This is a genomic window from Alteromonas sp. S005, from assembly GCF_036864475.1.
Lineage (GTDB): Bacteria > Pseudomonadota > Gammaproteobacteria > Enterobacterales > Alteromonadaceae > Alteromonas.
In genome coordinates this window covers 319,364-336,488 of record NZ_JAZETN010000002.1, presented here as the reverse complement: position 1 = coordinate 336,488, position 17,125 = coordinate 319,364, and the positions used below count along the sequence as shown (strand labels likewise).

The 17,125-nt window shown below is 45.3% G+C and carries 12 protein-coding genes and 3 tRNA genes; 2 read left to right on the top strand and 13 right to left on the bottom strand.

Features of this window, described 5'->3' with window-relative positions; all coding sequences use genetic code 11:
* Positions 1-28: 28 nt before the first annotated feature.
* The 10 genes from V7R55_RS04050 to V7R55_RS04005 all read right to left on the bottom strand — a co-directional run bounded on the left by V7R55_RS04050 (position 29) and on the right by V7R55_RS04005 (position 8,484).
* Positions 29-1,159, bottom strand: a complete 1,131-nt coding sequence (locus V7R55_RS04050; protein WP_214993825.1) for a sodium ion-translocating decarboxylase subunit beta — start codon at positions 1,157-1,159, stop codon at positions 29-31.
* 3 nt (positions 1,160-1,162) lie between these two features.
* Complete coding sequence (gene oadA, locus V7R55_RS04045) at positions 1,163-2,977, bottom strand: sodium-extruding oxaloacetate decarboxylase subunit alpha (RefSeq protein WP_334057554.1); 1,815 nt, start codon at positions 2,975-2,977, stop codon at positions 1,163-1,165.
* Positions 2,978-2,995: 18 nt separating this feature from the next.
* Positions 2,996-3,277 (bottom strand): OadG family protein, encoded by a 282-nt coding sequence (locus tag V7R55_RS04040; protein WP_334057552.1) that lies wholly within the window; start codon positions 3,275-3,277, stop codon positions 2,996-2,998.
* A gap of 218 nt (positions 3,278-3,495) precedes the next feature.
* The gene (locus V7R55_RS04035) at positions 3,496-3,972 is read right to left on the bottom strand and encodes an acyl-CoA thioesterase (RefSeq protein WP_334057550.1); all 477 of its coding nucleotides are present in this window, start codon (positions 3,970-3,972) and stop codon (positions 3,496-3,498) included.
* A gap of 149 nt (positions 3,973-4,121) precedes the next feature.
* Positions 4,122-4,198 (bottom strand) — tRNA-Arg (locus V7R55_RS04030).
* Positions 4,199-4,251: 53 nt separating this feature from the next.
* Positions 4,252-4,328: transfer RNA gene (locus V7R55_RS04025), tRNA-Arg, on the bottom strand.
* Between the two features lie 37 nt (positions 4,329-4,365).
* Positions 4,366-4,457: transfer RNA gene (locus tag V7R55_RS04020), tRNA-Ser, on the bottom strand.
* A gap of 353 nt (positions 4,458-4,810) precedes the next feature.
* On the bottom strand, positions 4,811-5,002 hold the full coding sequence (gene csrA / locus V7R55_RS04015; protein ID WP_032094439.1) for a carbon storage regulator CsrA: 192 nt from the start codon (positions 5,000-5,002) through the stop codon (positions 4,811-4,813).
* 134 nt (positions 5,003-5,136) lie between these two features.
* Entirely contained in the window at positions 5,137-7,734 is a 2,598-nt protein-coding gene (gene alaS, locus V7R55_RS04010) for an alanine--tRNA ligase (protein WP_334057549.1), read from the bottom strand.
* Positions 7,735-8,034: 300 nt separating this feature from the next.
* On the bottom strand, positions 8,035-8,484 hold the full coding sequence (locus V7R55_RS04005) for a regulatory protein RecX (protein WP_334057547.1): 450 nt from the start codon (positions 8,482-8,484) through the stop codon (positions 8,035-8,037).
* 119 nt (positions 8,485-8,603) lie between these two features.
* Between V7R55_RS04005 and V7R55_RS04000 the strand changes: the two genes are divergently transcribed.
* Both V7R55_RS04000 and V7R55_RS03995 read left to right on the top strand, forming a co-directional pair.
* A complete protein-coding gene (locus V7R55_RS04000) occupies positions 8,604-9,893 on the top strand; it encodes a GNAT family N-acetyltransferase (RefSeq protein ID WP_334057546.1) in 1,290 nt (429 codons plus the stop codon).
* The gene (locus tag V7R55_RS03995) at positions 9,883-11,955 is read left to right on the top strand and encodes a M13 family metallopeptidase (RefSeq protein WP_334057970.1); all 2,073 of its coding nucleotides are present in this window, start codon (positions 9,883-9,885) and stop codon (positions 11,953-11,955) included. The genes V7R55_RS04000 and V7R55_RS03995 overlap by 11 nt, the downstream gene beginning before the upstream one ends.
* A 197-nt stretch (positions 11,956-12,152) precedes the next feature.
* Here the strand turns inward: V7R55_RS03995 and betI are convergent, their stop codons facing one another.
* The 3 genes from betI to V7R55_RS03980 form a co-directional block, all read right to left on the bottom strand.
* On the bottom strand, positions 12,153-12,728 hold the full coding sequence (betI, locus tag V7R55_RS03990; RefSeq protein ID WP_334057543.1) for a transcriptional regulator BetI: 576 nt from the start codon (positions 12,726-12,728) through the stop codon (positions 12,153-12,155).
* Positions 12,729-12,801: 73 nt separating this feature from the next.
* Positions 12,802-15,225, bottom strand: coding sequence for a TonB-dependent receptor domain-containing protein (locus V7R55_RS03985; RefSeq protein WP_334057541.1), 2,424 nt, complete (start codon positions 15,223-15,225; stop codon positions 12,802-12,804).
* A 260-nt stretch (positions 15,226-15,485) separates the two neighbouring features.
* A complete protein-coding gene (locus tag V7R55_RS03980) occupies positions 15,486-17,120 on the bottom strand; it encodes a SulP family inorganic anion transporter (protein WP_334057539.1) in 1,635 nt (544 codons plus the stop codon).
* Positions 17,121-17,125: the final 5 nt, after the last annotated feature.

Genomic DNA, 17,125 nt, shown 5'->3' with positions numbered 1-17,125 from the left:
CGCAGCATCAAATATGCCATTACGCTTTTTAGCCAACCAGTGCTAACAAAATGCCAGCAGCAACTGCACTACCTAACACACCGGCTACATTAGGCCCCATTGCATGCATCAGTAGGAAGTTGTGAGGGTTTGCTTCCAAGCCAACCTTATTTACGACTCGCGCAGCCATAGGCACGGCAGACACGCCCGCAGCACCAATAAGCGGGTTGATACTACCACCGGATAACTTACTCATTAGCTTAGCCATCAACACGCCAGCAGCGGTACCGATACCAAAGGCAATTGCGCCCAAGCCCAAAATACCCAAGGTTTCCACCGTAAGAAATGCTTCAGCCGATAGCTTAGAGCCCACGGCTAACCCTAGGAAAATAGTCACAGTGTTAATAAGCTCGTTTTGGGCTGTTTTACTCAGCCTGTCAACAACGCCACATTCTTTCATTAAATTACCAAAGCAGAACATACCTACTAGCGGCGTAGCTGCCGGTAAAAACAAAATGGTCATAAACAATACGGCGAGTGGAAAGATAATTTTCTCTCGCTTCGACACAGGCCGAAGTTGACCCATTTTTATTTCGCGTTCCTCTTTTGTGGTCAGCGCTTTCATAATGGGCGGCTGGATGATAGGCACTAGCGCCATATAAGAATATGCGGCAACCGCAATAGCACCGAGTAAGTCAGGCGCTAAACGTGAAGCAAGAAAGATAGCCGTCGGCCCATCTGCGCCACCTATAATGGCAATGGCACTGGCATCTTTTAGCGTAAATTCAAAACCCGGAATAAGATTTAATGCTATTGCACCAAATAGGGTAGCAAAAATACCGAATTGAGCGGCTGCGCCAAGTAGCAGCATTCTAGGGTTTGCAATAAGCGCGCTAAAGTCTGTCATTGCCCCGACCCCCATAAAAATGAGCAAAGGGAATACGCCTGTATCAATGCCAATTTTATAGATATAGTGCAATAAGCCACCCGCTTCTGAAAAACCAGCAATTGGAATATTCGTAAGCAGTGCTCCAAAACCAATGGGTAATAAAAGCAGTGGCTCAAACTTTTTTACAATGGCTAAATAAAGTAACCCGAAGCCTACCGCCATCATAATGAGCTGGCCGGCTTCAAAATGCGCAAGCGCGGTACTATCCCAAAGTACCATTAACTTATCCATGTATTACCCCAATAAGATTAACGATTGACCGCTAGTTACAGCATCGCCTTCGCCCACGGTAATGTCAGTGACCGTACCGGTAAACGCCGATCGGATCTCTGTTTCCATTTTCATAGCTTCAAGGATCATCACTACATCGCCTTCGGACACATTATCGCCGGTTCTTACTAATACTTTGAACACGTTACCCGCTAGTGGCGCATCAATAGACTGGGACGAGGCCGCAGCGGCTGGAGCTGTACTAGCTGTTTGTGGCTGGGATTGTGACGTATCGGCAGGCGTAACGTTCGTTAGCGTACCTGAAGGTGCCACCTCTACGCGATACACTTTACCGTCTACGTTCACGTCGTAAGTTTCACTCGCAGTAGCCCCTTGTGAGTTTGACCTAGCTTCAGCAGGCTGGGGCGCATTCGTACCTTGCGACTCTGGAACGCCCGGTGCAGGTTCAAACGCATCAGGGTTGCCGCGATTTTCGATAAACTTAAGACCTATCTGCGGAAATAGTGCATAAGTCAGCACATCATCGATTTTGTCATCTGACAGCGAAAGCTGCTTTTTCTCGGCCAGTTCATCTAGCTCTTTACTCAGCGCGTCAAGCTCGGGCGCAATATTATCAGCAGGTCTGCAAGTAACGGGCTCTGCACCATCTAGTACACGCTCTTGTAGATCTTTGTTTACTGGCGCTGCAGTAGCGCCATACTCGCCTTTGAGCACACCAGCAGTTTCTTTGGTAATGCTCTTGTAGCGCTCGCCTGTCAGCACATTAAGTACCGACTGCGTGCCGACAATTTGCGAGGTGGGCGTTACAAGAGGGATAAATCCAAGATCTTCACGTACCCGTGGGATTTCTTTTAACACCTCTTCGAATTTATCTTCAGCCCCCTGCTCTTTTAGCTGACTTTCCATGTTGGTTAGCATGCCACCTGGCACTTGGGCCAGCAGAATACGTGCATCTACGCCTTTAAGGCTTCCTTCAAATTTACTGTATTTCTTTCTGACTTCTCTAAAATAACTCGCAATGTCTTCCAGTTCAGGTAGCGCAATACCCGTGTCGCGTTCTGTGCCTTCAACGATTGAGACCATAGTTTCAGTTGCGCTGTGACCGTAGGTCATGCTCATTGATGAGATAGCTGTATCGAGCATATCAATACCGGCATCAATGGCCTTTTGGTAAGTTGCCGTGCTCAACCCTGTTGTGGCGTGACACTGCATGGCAATAGGCACATCGACGGTCTCTTTTAACCCTGTAATTAATGCCTCGCATTCATAGGGCTTCAAAAGCCCGGCCATGTCTTTCACACAGATAGAGTGCACGCCGAGATCTTCAAGTTGTTTTGCCATATCAAGCCATAGCTCAAGATTGTGCACTGGACTTACTGTGTAAGAAATCGTGCCTTGCGCGTGAGCGCCGCTGTCTATGGTAGCTTTAATAGCGGTTTTCAAATTTCTGATGTCATTCATGGCATCAAAAATTCTGAAAACATCTACACCGCTTTCGTGAGCGCGCTCTACAAAGCGAGTCACGACATCGTCAGCATAGTGGCGATAACCTAATAGGTTTTGACCACGCAGTAACATTTGCTGTTTGGTATTGGGCATGGCTGCCTTTAACTTACGGATGCGCTCCCATGGGTCTTCTCCCAAGTAACGGATGCAGGCATCAAAGGTCGCACCGCCCCAAGATTCAACAGACCAAAAACCTGCTTTATCTAACTTTTCAGCAATTGGAAGCATATCCTCAATACGCATACGCGTAGCAAGAAGCGATTGATGGGCATCACGCAGAACCAGCTCAGTAAGGGCCAGAGGCTTAGACATGGTAACTCCTGATATGGATTATTTTTTAGAATTTTGGCGATGGGTATGAATTGCGGCAGAAATAGCAGCGATGACATTACCGTCTATCCCCGGTTGTACCGCTTGATTATCTCGAGCAAAGTTGGCTGAGGGACGTGTCGCTACAGTATCAGGCTTTTCACCTGGAAATGCTTCACAAAAACGTGCAATTAAATGAATGCCAACAATAAGCAGCCCCAAGAACGAAAAGACAAATACCATTCCTATGAGCATAAGAGAGCCTGCTTCAATGAGCAAACTAGCGACGGATTCCGAATTCATATTCAATCCTGTTGTTATTTTGTACCTGAATAAGTATCACGAGGTTTTTAAAAACACAACAAAACAGCATAAAAAACCACTTAAATTTGAATAAAACCCACCAATGTGCAACTTAATGCATAATTACTTAATAAATTTGCAACAAAAACATAGTATCAATAGCATACTGAGAGATGTTGCTTTAAGCATCGCAGTTAATTTTTTTAAACAAACACGGTTTAATGAAAACCAGTATTCTCTGTAAAGTCGCTGTCTAACCGTTTTGCAAAGTCTTTAGCATGCATAGCTACTAATTCTAATTGCATATGCTGCTCGTCTTCTGGAATATATGAAGGCACGATCACCTGTTTGCCGTCGCAATCTACCGCCATAAATGTAATGAAACAACGGTTAGCTACGGTGGTTGTGTTGGCCGTTGCGTCCCCTGATTTAACCACCACATAAATGTGCATACTCGAGCTACCTGTATGAACGAGAGACGCAGTTATCTCAACAAGTTGACCGACTTTTATAGGTTTTATGAAACGTATGCCGTTAGCGGATACCGTAACGCAATAGCATTTCGACCACTGAGCAGCACACGCATAGGCCGCTTGATCAATCCACTTCATGACGATACCGCCGTGGACATTACCGCCGAAATTAACATCGGTAGGCTCTGCAAGAAATCGAAAAGTAGTGGATGGATGTGCCATAGCGTACCTCGCGCTTAACTGCTGTCAGACACATTAAGTTTAGCTTAAATTTCAAACAACGCGCTTATACGAAAGTAGCGTAAAAAGAAACAAGGCGATGAAGGAGTCAGAAATGAAAAAGCCCACCTAAAAAGGTGGGCTATTCAATATGGCGCGTGTGGAAGGATTCGAACCTCCGACCGCCTGGTTCGTAGCCAGGTACTCTATCCAGCTGAGCTACACACGCGTTAACTTGTATACTTTTGAGTTTTACCTCAAAAGGTGACGCTTTAAAATAAGTGGCGCGTGTGGAAGGATTCGAACCTCCGACCGCCTGGTTCGTAGCCAGGTACTCTATCCAGCTGAGCTACACACGCGCAAAACTTGTTGTTGACCGCCACTGCCAACTAATAATGGCGGAGAGGGAGGGATTCGAACCCTCGATACGCGTATATGCGTATGGTTCCTTAGCAGGGAACTGGTTTCAGCCACTCACCCACCTCTCCTTGACTGCGGGGTGCATTTTACGGATTCATTGGCCTGAGTCAAACCTTTTTTATAAAGAAATTGTTCACTCGCTGCCATTTTAAACGATTCGAACAAAAAACCAGTAATCTGTTCGCAATACAAACAATTAAATCAAAAGTTATAAAACGCTTGGCAACAGTTTCCGTTTGAATTTAATCAGTCACTCAACACTTCCTACTGAATTTTACACTAATTTTTGAATTTACTCATTTATACCTACTTCGCAATTTGGCTCCAATTGTACTTGAAAGGAAAAAATCCAAAAAATTTTCTGGCCTCAAACAAAAAAGGTCAGCTAAAGCTGACCTTTCCAATGAATCGTACAATGCAATTATTCCGCAGAATCTGGCTGACCGCCTTTTTCTGCCTGAATGCGCATATATATCTCTTCACGGTGCACAGAAACTTCTTTTGGTGCATTAACACCTATACGTACCTGATTCCCTTTTACACCCAGTACGGTAACGGTTACATCGTCACCAACCATAAGTGTTTCACCAACTCGACGAGTCAAAATAAGCATTCTCTTGCTCCTGTTCCTTAATACTGAACATAATCCATTAAGATTTGCCAACCCAACGGCACGACCCGATGGTAGCGACAGTGATTCCCTGTCTCTGTGTCACTTCAAAAACTCACTGTTATACACAAAAATAATTATAGCTTATCTTGTAACCAAGCGTTAACCGAATCTAGTGCTTGGTTCAAGTTTTCAGGCTGGTCTCCACCTGCCTGCGCCATGTCAGGACGACCGCCTCCCTTGCCACCTACTTGAGATGCAACAAAGTTAACCAGCTCGCCTGCCTTTACTTTACCTGTGAGGTTTTTAGTAACGCCAGCAATAAGATTCACTTTCGCATCGTTGGCCACACCTAGTACTACGATCCCTTCGCCAATTCGGTTTTTAATGTCATCCATCATTGAACGCAATGACTTCGCTTCAACACCTTCCAAATTCGCAACAAGAACTTTAACGCCATTTATCTCTACTGCATTACTAAGCATATCAGCACCTTGCTGACTCGCCAGTTTTTGTTTAGCAGAATTGAGTGCTTTTTCTAGTTCTTTAGTCTGATTTTGTAGAGAAACTACGCGTTCGAGTAGATTCTGGTTGTCAGTTTTTAACAAGCCAGACAATGAAGCCAAGGTAGCCTGTTGCGCTTGCACAACTTCAAGGGCTTGCTCACCTGTTACCGCTTCAATGCGTCGAACGCCCGATGCAATACCCGCCTCACTGGTAATTTTAAATAACCCAATATCACCAGTACGCGCAACGTGTGTACCGCCACATAGCTCAACAGAGAATGGGCCCATGGTTACAACACGAACTTTTTCATCGTACTTTTCGCCAAATAGCGCCATAGCACCTGATGCTTTGGCTTCATCCAAATCCATGAGTTCAGTTGCTAACGTGTGGTTTGCTCGTATTTCTTGGTTAACTCGTCTTTCAATCTCAGTAAGCTGCTCTGCTGTTACTGCCTCAAAATGCGAGAAGTCAAAACGCATGCGCGGCGCTTCAACCAATGAACCTTTCTGAGTTACGTGCTCACCAAGAATTTCACGCAGCGCCGCGTGAAGTAAGTGTGTAGCACTGTGGTTCTTTTTAATCGCTTCACGATTTGCAGAATCAATCGCAGCAGTTGCCGTATCACCTTTAGATACCGAGCCTTTAGCAATACCTTTGTGCGCAAATGCATTACCCATTTTTTGGGTGTCTGTCACAATGAACTCACCGTTAGCAACGCGAAGTACACCTTTGTCACCAGCCTGACCGCCGCTTTCAGCGTAGAACGGCGTACTGTCTAGTACCACAACGCCTTCCTGACCGTCTTCTAGCTTTTCTACAAACGCGTTGTCGGCAATAAGTTCAACCACATTAGCCTGTCCTTCCACATCGGTATAACCTGTGAATGAGGTTGTGTGGTCAATGGCAAGCTTGCTGTTGTAGTCTGCACCAAAGTTACTTGCCTGCTGGGCACGGGCACGCTGTGCTTGCATTGCAGCTTCAAAACCTTCTTCGTCAATCTTAAGGTCATGCTCACGCGCCACATCGTTTGTTAAATCTGTAGGGAAACCGTAAGTGTCGTAAAGCTTAAACACTACATCACCTGGTACTGTATCGCCTTCTAGGGTTTCCAGAGTGTCGTTTAGAATAGCCATACCACGGGCTAGAGTTTTACTAAATTGCTCTTCTTCAACGCGAAGTACTTTTTCTATAACAGGCAGCTGGTCGACAAGTTCTGGGTACGCCTCGCCCATTTCTTTAGCCAGTGATGCCACTAGCTTATAGAAGAAAATATCGTTTGCGCCTAGCTGGTAGCCATGTCGAACCGCACGACGAATAATACGGCGCAACACATAGCCTCGCCCTTCATTGGTAGGCATTACGCCATCGCAAATTAAGAAGCTACACGAACGGATATGATCGGCAATAACACGCAAAGATTTGTTTTCTAAGTCGTCAGTACCAACAATTGATGCCGCTGACTTAATCAAGTTTTGGAACAGGTCAATCTCGTAGTTACTGTGCACGTTCTGCAAAATAGCTGATATACGCTCAAGGCCCATTCCGGTATCGATTGAAGGCTTAGGGAGTGACTCCATGGTACCGTCAGCTTGCTTATTAAACTGCATAAATACCAAGTTCCAAATCTCAATGAACCGGTCGCCGTCTTCTTCAGGCGTTCCTGGAGGCCCCCCCCAGATGTGTGCACCATGGTCATAAAAAATTTCGGAGCAAGGACCACACGGGCCAGTATCACCCATAGACCAGAAATTATCTGATGTGCTAATACGGATGATTTTTTCTTTAGGCACACCGATGTGGTTTTCCCAAATATCAAACGCTTCATCGTCGTCAGAGTAAACGGTAACGAGTAACTTTTCTTTTGGTAAACCCACTTCTTTAGTTAGGAAGTTCCATGCAAACTCAATCGCTTCTTTTTTGAAATAATCGCCGAAGCTAAAGTTACCCATCATTTCGAAAAAAGTATGGTGACGGGCGGTATAACCCACGTTTTCAAGGTCGTTGTGTTTACCACCGGCGCGCACACAACGCTGCGAAGAGACTGCTCGGGTATAACTACGCTTTTCTGCACCTAAGAAGCAGTCTTTAAACTGGTTCATGCCCGCATTAGTAAAAAGAAGCGTGGGATCATCTGCCGGCACCAGTGACGAGCTTGCCACCGCCTGATGGCCATGGCTTTTAAAATAATCGATAAACTTGTTACGTAAGTCAGCAGTTGATAATGTCATTGAAAACCTAACTTCCTTTATTCTATTTTTGAAACGTGCGAATTGCCTGTTTGATAAGACTTATAATCGGGACATTTCGTCATTACTCAATGTGCCATATCCTATTACCGTTCTTTGAATAATAAAAATGCGCACAAATTTGCGCAACAATACCACGGAAAGCGCAATTTTGTTAAGTGGCAAGGGCACGAGATACCGCCAAATTTTACCTTAATTTAGTAAAAAATAGCGGATATTCATTAGGGTGATTAGTGAGAAGGTGCGGTGCTTGGCAAAACTGGCCGAAAGGAAACGTTTAGTTTAATTAGCACTGACCGCATAATCGATGTGTTCTTGGTAAAAACCACGATACTGCAAAAATTGTTTTTGCTTTTGTCTCAAGGCGAATTCTGTTTCATACAACTCGCCAAACTTTTTCTCTTTTACTTTTTTCGCGCTTTCAAACCAGTCAGCATCAATCTCTGTCATTGCATGCTCAGCAGTACTCTCATCTACACCATATTGTTGTAGGTCTAGTTTTATTGAACGAGGTCCCTTACCTTTCAAATACAGTGCGCGCGCTCGGCTTTCAGCAAACCTGGCGTCACTTTGAATATCAGCGTCTTTAAATTCCTCCAGAATAGGCATGAAAGCCTCACTCGCTATTCCTTTTTGCTGTAGCTTGCGCACTACTTCGTTAAAGCTATGCTCTCGTCGTGCCAGCATGCGAGTAATCGCGTCGGTAATGATTTTTCGATCGAACTCTGACATTTTTGTAAACTTACTCTTCTGTATTAAACGTAGAAACCGCGTTATTTTAGCGTTAAATACTCGTATATTGCGACTATCTAGGCGTTTTACGCATAAACCCTCTACATGATATTAACTGCATGACAGTACCTGACTATCGCATAACAATAATTGATTCTATCGAACAGCTTTCGAAAGAGCGTTGGCAACAGCTTGCAAAAAATGCAGGCCCTTTTCTTTCCTATGAGTTTTTGCATGCCTTAGAAAGCAGCGGTTCGTGTAAAAACGAATCGGGCTGGCAACCTTGTCATATTGCTATAAACCATGATCAGCAGGAAAGAGTTAGTATTCTTATTCCTGGCTTTCTGAAAACGCATAGCTATGGCGAGTATGTATTTGACCATGCATGGGCCAACGCATATGCGCAGCACGGGCTCGACTATTATCCTAAATGGATATCAGCAGTTCCTTTCACCCCGGTTACAGGACCAAGAATACTTTGCGATGATAGCGTAACCTTAACGCACACTCTTGTAGAGAAACTGGAACATACTTTGACGGAGTATGTAGCGACAGTGTTTGGGGAGGAGCTGTCTTCTTTTCACTACCTGTATCCCAATGAGAAAACATCAGCACAACTTTCAATTAGCAGCGAAACGAAAACTTCGGATTTAGCCCAAGCTGCAAGCCGATATTTAACCCGTTACGCCGTTCAATTTCAATGGCATAACTACGGGTATGGTAATTTCGACGATTTTCTTAATGCGCTGACATCCCGCAAAAGAAAAGATATCAAGAAAAGCCGCCGTAAACTCAGTGAGCGAGGCGTTCGTTTTACCCACCATTCGGGAAATGAAATTACCCCAGAAACCCTGCAGTTTTTCACAAAGTGTTACAAAGCAACCTATTTAAAACGCAGCGGCCACGTGGGATATTTAAATGACGCGTTCTTTGAGCAACTTGTCGAGACCATGAGCGACAGCATGCTTATTGTAACTGCAATAGAAAATGAAATTGCGGTAGCTAGCGCCTTATTCTTCTATGATGAAACAGGGCTGTATGGCAGATACTGGGGAGCACTTAAAGAAATAGATGGGTTACACTTTGCCTGCTGCTATTTTGAAGGCATTGAGTTTGCCATCTCGAAAAAGCTATCGATTTTTAATCCCGGTACCCAAGGTGAACATAAAATACTTCGAGGCTTCGAGCCCATTTATTGCCGTTCTCATCACAAATTACAACATCCGTCGTTTCACACTGCTGTAGCAGACTTTTTACAGCGCGAAACGCCGCATATCGCAAGCTATTTTAATCAGGCACGGAATGCTTTACCGTTTAACAAGGAATTTGTGCCTACTTTAAAAACAACAAGTGTCACTGCACCTAACGACGACACTTATAATCACAACGAGAAAAATGATGAAACATAAACTTTTAGCCGTAGCGATTGCGGCATCTTTGGGCCTTGCAGGCTGCGGTCAGCCTGAGCAAGTAAAAGAACAAACTCAGGAAACCGCTGTTGAGGCAAAAGGTGAAGCAGAGCTAGGTTCTTTCGGCGTTGACTTAAGCGCACGTAACGAAGCTGTAAAACCTGGTGATGACTTCTTTATGTATGCAAGCGGAACATGGTACGACAACTATGAGCTTCCTGCAGATAAAACCCGCTATGGCGCGTTCACTGGTCTAGCAGAACGCAGTGAAGAGCAGGTTAAAAACATCATTGATGGGCTTATGGAGAAAACCTCTTTAAATGAAGAAGAGCAGCTTGTTCATGACTTCTTTGTTGCCTATATGGACACCGATACCATTAATGAAAAAGGTATTGAGCCAATTCAGGACGTACTTACATCTATAGAAAGCATCGAAAATAGAACTGACTTAACCAAGGCATTTGGTAATAGCTGGCTGGTAGGTTCAAGCACACCTATTTATGGTGGCATGTGGTACAACCGCCTTGACCCGAATGAATACCAGCTAAGTGTTGGTGTAGGTGGTTTAGGCCTTCCTGATCGCGATTACTACCTAAGCGATAGCGAACGTTTTGTGAAGATTCGCGAAGCTTACGTAGCACATATTGAGGAAATGCTTACTTTTGCTGGTGAAGAAAACGCAGCAGAAAAAGCAGCGAACATTCTTGCTCTTGAGACACAAATTGCAGACATTCAGTGGCCCCGTGAAAAACGCCGTGACCGCGACCTAACGCTAAATCAAATTGAGCGAAGCAAACTGTCTGACGCATACCCAGGTTTTGATTGGGACACATATTTTGCTCAAACGGGCTACAAGGTACCTGAACTAAATATTAGCCAACCAGAGCCAGTCAAAGACGTTATCAAAATTATTAACGAGGCGGACTTAGCCGACTGGAAATCGTATTTGAAGTATCACACTATTTCAAATAACGCTGGCTTCCTTTCTGAAGATATCTACTTAGCTAATTTTGACTTCTTCGGTCGCACGCTGAGCGGCCAGCAAGAGCCACGTCCTCGCTGGAAACGTGCGGTAAGCCAAATGTCAGGCACTGAGTCTTTGGGTTTTGCGATTGGCAAGATCTATGTCAACGAATACTTCCCAGAGAGCTCAAAAGAGCAAATGGCGGAATTGGTTGAAAACTTACGTACAGCGTTAGGTGAGCGTATTGAAAACCTAGACTGGATGAGCGAAGAAACCAAGGTTAACGCAAAAGAAAAGCTAATGGCGTTTAACCCTAAAATTGGCTACCCAGATGAATGGCAGTCATTCGACGGCGTAACCATTAGCGACAAAGACTTAGTAGGCAATGTGCGCAACCTGCGTACTTTCTTCCAAGACCAGTCAGTTGAGCGCGAGCTAGAAAAAACAGACCGCAACCGTTGGGGTATGACACCTCAGCGTGTTAATGCCTACTACAATAGTTCGTTCAATGAGATTGTATTCCCAGCGGCTATTTTACAACCGCCATTCTTCGATCCAAATGCCGATGCAGCCGTAAACTATGGTGCTATTGGTGCGGTAATTGGCCATGAGATGGGTCACGGTTTTGACGATCAGGGCTCGAAGTCTGATGCTAACGGCATTCAGCGCAACTGGTGGACCGATGCCGACAGAGCAGCATTTGAAGAAAAGGCAGATATGCTGGCCGAGCAATATAGTCAATACGAGCCTATCGAAGGTAACTTCGTTAACGGTCGCAACAGCCTAGGTGAGAACATCGGTGATGTTGGCGGTCTAGCTATGGCCTATCACGCTTACAAGCTTAGCCTTAATGGCAAAGAGGCTCCAGTAATTGACGGTCTTACGGGCGATCAACGCTTCTTCCTAGCTTGGGCACAAGTGTGGAAAGAAAAGCGCACGGAAGAAAGCATGCTGAACCAACTTCGCGCAGGTACACACGCACCGGGTCGTTATCGTGCACAAGCGCCAAGAAACCATGATGCATGGTATGAGGCATTTGATGTAAAACCAGGTGATGCACTATATCTTGCGCCAGAAGAGCGCGTGAGAATTTGGTAACGTGTTGATTGAGCAGTTTTGTGAGTCATATATTGGCTCACTGCGCCTAATAGCATGATGCGTTGGGCACCAACTGCTTAACATATAAGAAAGGCGGTACGACTAACGTCCTTCCGCCTTTCTTATATTTTTAATATCGATACGTTAGTTTTTTTCGCATCTGCAACGAGCGCTCGCTTATTTTTCCGTGTGCTTGTTTATTTCCCGTATTGGACGACTAAATCGCGAACGTACTGCTTACAGCGCGCCACAGCTTCCGAGAAATCACCGTTTCCTACGCTTCCCATTGAATAGCGCAGCCAATAACCATCAATGAGTGCTGCGGTAGACGCAGCGGCATTTTTGACCTGTGCAGGTTGAAGCAGCTTGCGGTAGCTAAAAGCTAAATTCCGCTCTAAGCGCTTATGGTTAATAGTTTGCAATCGATGCAAGCCTTCGTTGTGAAGCGACAGCGCCCAAAAGTTAAACCAGGTATTGGTGGCTGAACTAGCCCCTTGTGTTTGCGAGAAGTTGTTCTCAATGATGAAGTCAATACGCTTAACTGGATCGTCAATGCGCTGTGTAATTTTAAGAGCATCGAGAAGGTGGCGCATAGTTGCTTCAATTAACCCCTGTTTATCACCGAAATAGTGACTGATTATCCCTGAGGAAAGCCCAGCTCTTTTACTAATTAAACTGATCGTTGTGCCGTGATAGCCAACCTCTGCCATCACTTCCAGCGTTGCTTCAATTAACTGTTTCTTGCGAACTGGCTCCATTCCCACCTTGGGCATGCTACAACTCCAAACCTTAAATCAAAAAATTAACCTGCAACAGCACTATGCTGTCACAGGCATGATATCACGATTAAAAGGTTAAGCGTGCGTTGACTGCTACTGCTCTTGGTGCACCAATCCAAAATGCCCCCGGCGCGATGGTAGACGCATAGTCTTCATCAAACAGGTTGTTTACTGTTAAGCGCACTTCCAGCTCTTCAACACCTGGGCCAATATTTTCGATAAAACCGCCAACATAGAAGTCGCTAACAATGTAGTCATCTACTTGTGCGGCATTTTCGATATCTAGGTAACGGCTATCAACGTACTTAGTCGATAAGCCAGCAAAGTAGTTGTCGCGTGCCCAGTCTAGGCTTACAACTGCCATAGTGTCAGGTGTACCGATAACCGTATTACCTTCAATAGCTACCAACGATACTTCAGGGTTTTCAGCGTCTGCGATAGCAGCTTGGGCATCAGCAAGTGTATCGTATTGCGTACCTGAACTGCCTACCGTCGCAACGTACTCAGAATCGCTTAAGGTAATCGAAGTAAACAACGAGAACTCTTCGGTTAACATTACGTCTGCTGAAATTTCAAAACCACTGGACTCAATACCGCCAACATTTTTATAACCACCAGCTGCAGCTTCAAGAAAGTCTATCCCCTCAGAAGTTTCGTTACTGGTAAATTGTATACGGTCGTTAAACTCAATATTGTAGTAAGTCACGCTGGCATTAAAACCTGGTGATGCATAGCGCAAGCCCACGTCGATGTTGTCAGCGGTTTCTGGCTTTATAAAGCGAAGGTCAGTGTCGTTACGCTCTAGTTGTGCATCTTTAATTGCCGCAAAGTTTTCACCGTAACCTGCAAAGACCTCTAGTCCTTCAAATGGCAATGGTGCAACAATCCCCGCTGAGAATAGCGTATCTGAGTCAGTATTTACCGCTAAATTGTTGGCTGAATCAAAGTTGTCTGTTTTTTCAATATCGACGTTAAACTTCTTCGCACCGGCACGAATACGAGCAAAACCTAGGTCTAGCTCGTCTTCCACATAGTACATCAGGGTATCGACTGGGAAGGTTCTGTCGTACTGCACCCAATAAGGCACATTGTCATAATCTACGCTAATAGATGAATTGGTGATCTTGTGCCAGTCTCGTGACTCACCTCTCTCATAGTCTTCCCACCAAATGCCGAATCGAACTGTATTATCAAAATCACCAATTTTGGTGTACCAGACTGCATCGGCATTTATACCGAAACGCTCTTTATCGTAATGGGTATGCCGGTAAGAGCCTACCGGGATAGCGCCTTGCGCATGACAGCTTGGATCGTACTGTGCGCCTGCACCGCCATAAGGGAAAGTAAGCGAGCTTTGACACCCTTCAATAGGGCTTAGCTGATTTCCTTGTCTATCTACGAAGTAAATTTGACCCAACTCTTGCCCGCCGTAAACCGTATTGCCGACCACAAGTTCAGAGTGTCCTTGTGCACCGTCATCAGTGATATCAACGATATAAGGTGGCACCCATTCGCCGCGGCCTTCATTATCGTGATAATACACATTAGTCATAAAATCGACTTGGCCAATGGTGAATTCAGCCTGAAGATAGGCAAAAAGGTTTTCCCGTAATGTAGACCAACCTCTGCGATACGCTTGATCTTGATAAGGAATCCCTGTCCACTCGTCTGTTAGCTGATCCCAGTCTGGATTTTGCTCATATTGCGCTAAGCCATAAATACGCTGGTAGTTATCTTCGTGAGTATCGTCGTAAGACAGGTAACCCGTGAGCGATACATCACTCACGGTAGAGATAAACTTCATAGCTAAATGGTCGCGGGTGTTTTCCGCCGCCTGCTGCATAAAGTCAGAGCTTTCTTGGCTTGAAAGACTTATCCAAGCGTAAGTGTCTTTGAATATCTCACCGGTTTCATAACGGACATAATATTTTGATGCATCAAACTCGCCTGCGGTAATGCTAGTGACTAGCCCTTGCTCCATAGACGGGTCTATGGTGGTAAAGTTGAGCGTGCCGCCTAAAGCTTCGTGTGAACGAGAAGCAATATCTGCTGTACCCTGAGACACTTCTACACCATTCACGTTTTCAGTATCGATATAGCGATTCGCTTTTGCACCACCACCGTAGTTTGAATTACCGTTGGCAATGCCATCTACCGTCATACCTATTTGCTGTTCGTTTAGATTTACCTGAAACCCACGAATAACAATGGACGTCGACCAATCGTCAGCGCCAAAGGTATCGCCTTCGTTAATAAGTACACCGGGCAAATTGTCTACCGCGGCTAAAACACTACTCAGGTTTGCCTGCTGCTTAAACATATCGTCGCTAGTTGCGTTATTCGCGTACGAAACGCTGCGCCCTACAACCGTAATTTCTTCTATGCGCTCTTCCTCTGCGCGTTCCGCCTCTTCTGCCAAAACCTGTGACGGTGCAGCCATAGATGAAAGAGCAGCAAGTATTGCTATAGATAATTTGTTCCGTGATTTCATGTGTTTCCCAAAGTAGTTGTGTATTGTTTGCGCACTACTTTAGGCGGGTATTGTTACACTTAGGTTAAGTTTAATTGAACAATCAATTAATTTAACTGCAAATATTGTATCCAAATAAGTTAGTGATAAATTGGGTTTGAAGAGCTCTTGCATCTTCTTATTCATCGCCAATCGACGAAAAAGAGCTGAACTTCAGGCATAAAAAAGCCCTCCAAAGGAGGGCTAAAAAAGGGAAAGGTTTTGTTTACCTCAAACTCTTATCACGATTGCGCTGCGGCTTGAAAACTCGTGTTGCTTTCAGTCCCGGCTACTTGCTTTTTTGCATAAAGCAAGGCGTCGTGAAGTGTTTCGAAGTTAGGTATACCTGGGTGCGCTTCGTTTACGCCTTCAAGTACCCTATTCACTTCAGCGTTGGCCCCGCAAATCACAAGCTGTCGACCAGCTGCAAGCGCGTCTGATGTTACCGTATCAACTGCCATAGCCGCCGATACATCCATCAAAGGTACACGAGAGAAGTCTAAAATCGTCACTTTTGATCCAGGCTTCACGCGTTCGCGCACATGGTGACCTAAATCGGCTGCCGCGCCAAAGCTAAGCGGACCGCCAAAGCTAAAGATTGAAACCTTGTCTTTAAGCGACTCTAGTAGGCCATTCTCTTTAGGGTCGTTTAGCGACTCTGGGATCTTCTTGAGCTCTTCAATTTGAAGCTGCGCAATTTGCTTAACGTATGCTAGTGCTGCAAATACAACACCCACGCCAACCGCTGTAATTAAGTCTACAAACACCGTTAGTGCAAGAACCATAATCATTAGGCCGAAGTCCCAACGCGGACCTTTATGCGCGCGCTTTAGGTAGCTCCAGTCGATGATGTCTAAACCAACTTTAACTAAAATACCTGCAAGTACTGCATGAGGAATTTGCGCGGCTAGTGGGCTAAGACCTAACACAATAGCAAGAAGTACTAGCGCGTGAACCATACCTGAAATGTTGTACTTACCACCGCTGCGAATGTTAACAACCGTACGCATTGTCGCGCCCGCACCCGCGATACCGCCAATAAGGCCAGCAAATGTGTTACCGATACCTTGTCCGATAAGCTCTTTATTACTGTCGTGACGAGTACGTGTCATGTTATCAGCAACAAGTGACGTCAACAGACTATCGATAGCGCCCAATACAGCAAGAATGAATGCTGCTTCAAGGATTAGCAGTGCCTTACTTTGGTCGAAAACAGGTAGGTGTAGACTTGGTAAACCAGTAGGAATATCACCCAGTACAGGTACTGAAAGCGCTAAACTTACTAGGGTACCGATGATTAGCGCAGCAAGCGCACCTGGCACATACTTGCCTAATTGAGGTGGCCATTTGTAAGCAATGACTAATGTCCCTAAACCTAATGCAAGGGTAGCAAAATCGATGTCAGCAAGGGCAGTAGGCAGATAAGACAGTGCGCCAATTGTTCCTCCTGGAGGCTCATGACCCAATAGTCTTCCTAATTGAAGAATAATGATGATGGCACCAATGCCCGACATGAAACCCGAAATTACCGGATAAGGCACTAATCGAATGTATTGGCCCACACCTAGAACGCCAAACACGATCTGGAATATACCGGCCAATATCACCGCTGTGAATATAAGGCTAGCGTCACCCGAAAGACTCGCGAACAAACCCGCAAGTACAACCACCATTGGCCCTGTAGGACCAGAGATCTGCGCCGGCGTTCCACCAAAAAGTGCGGCAAAGAAGCCTACTGCGATTGCACCATAAAGACCAGCCATGGGGCCAAGACCTGACGCCACACCCAGTGCAAGCGCCAGTGGCAAAGCAACGATACCGGCTGTCAAACCGCCGGTAAAATCGCCTCGTAGATTTGAAAGATTAATTTTTACCATAGTGT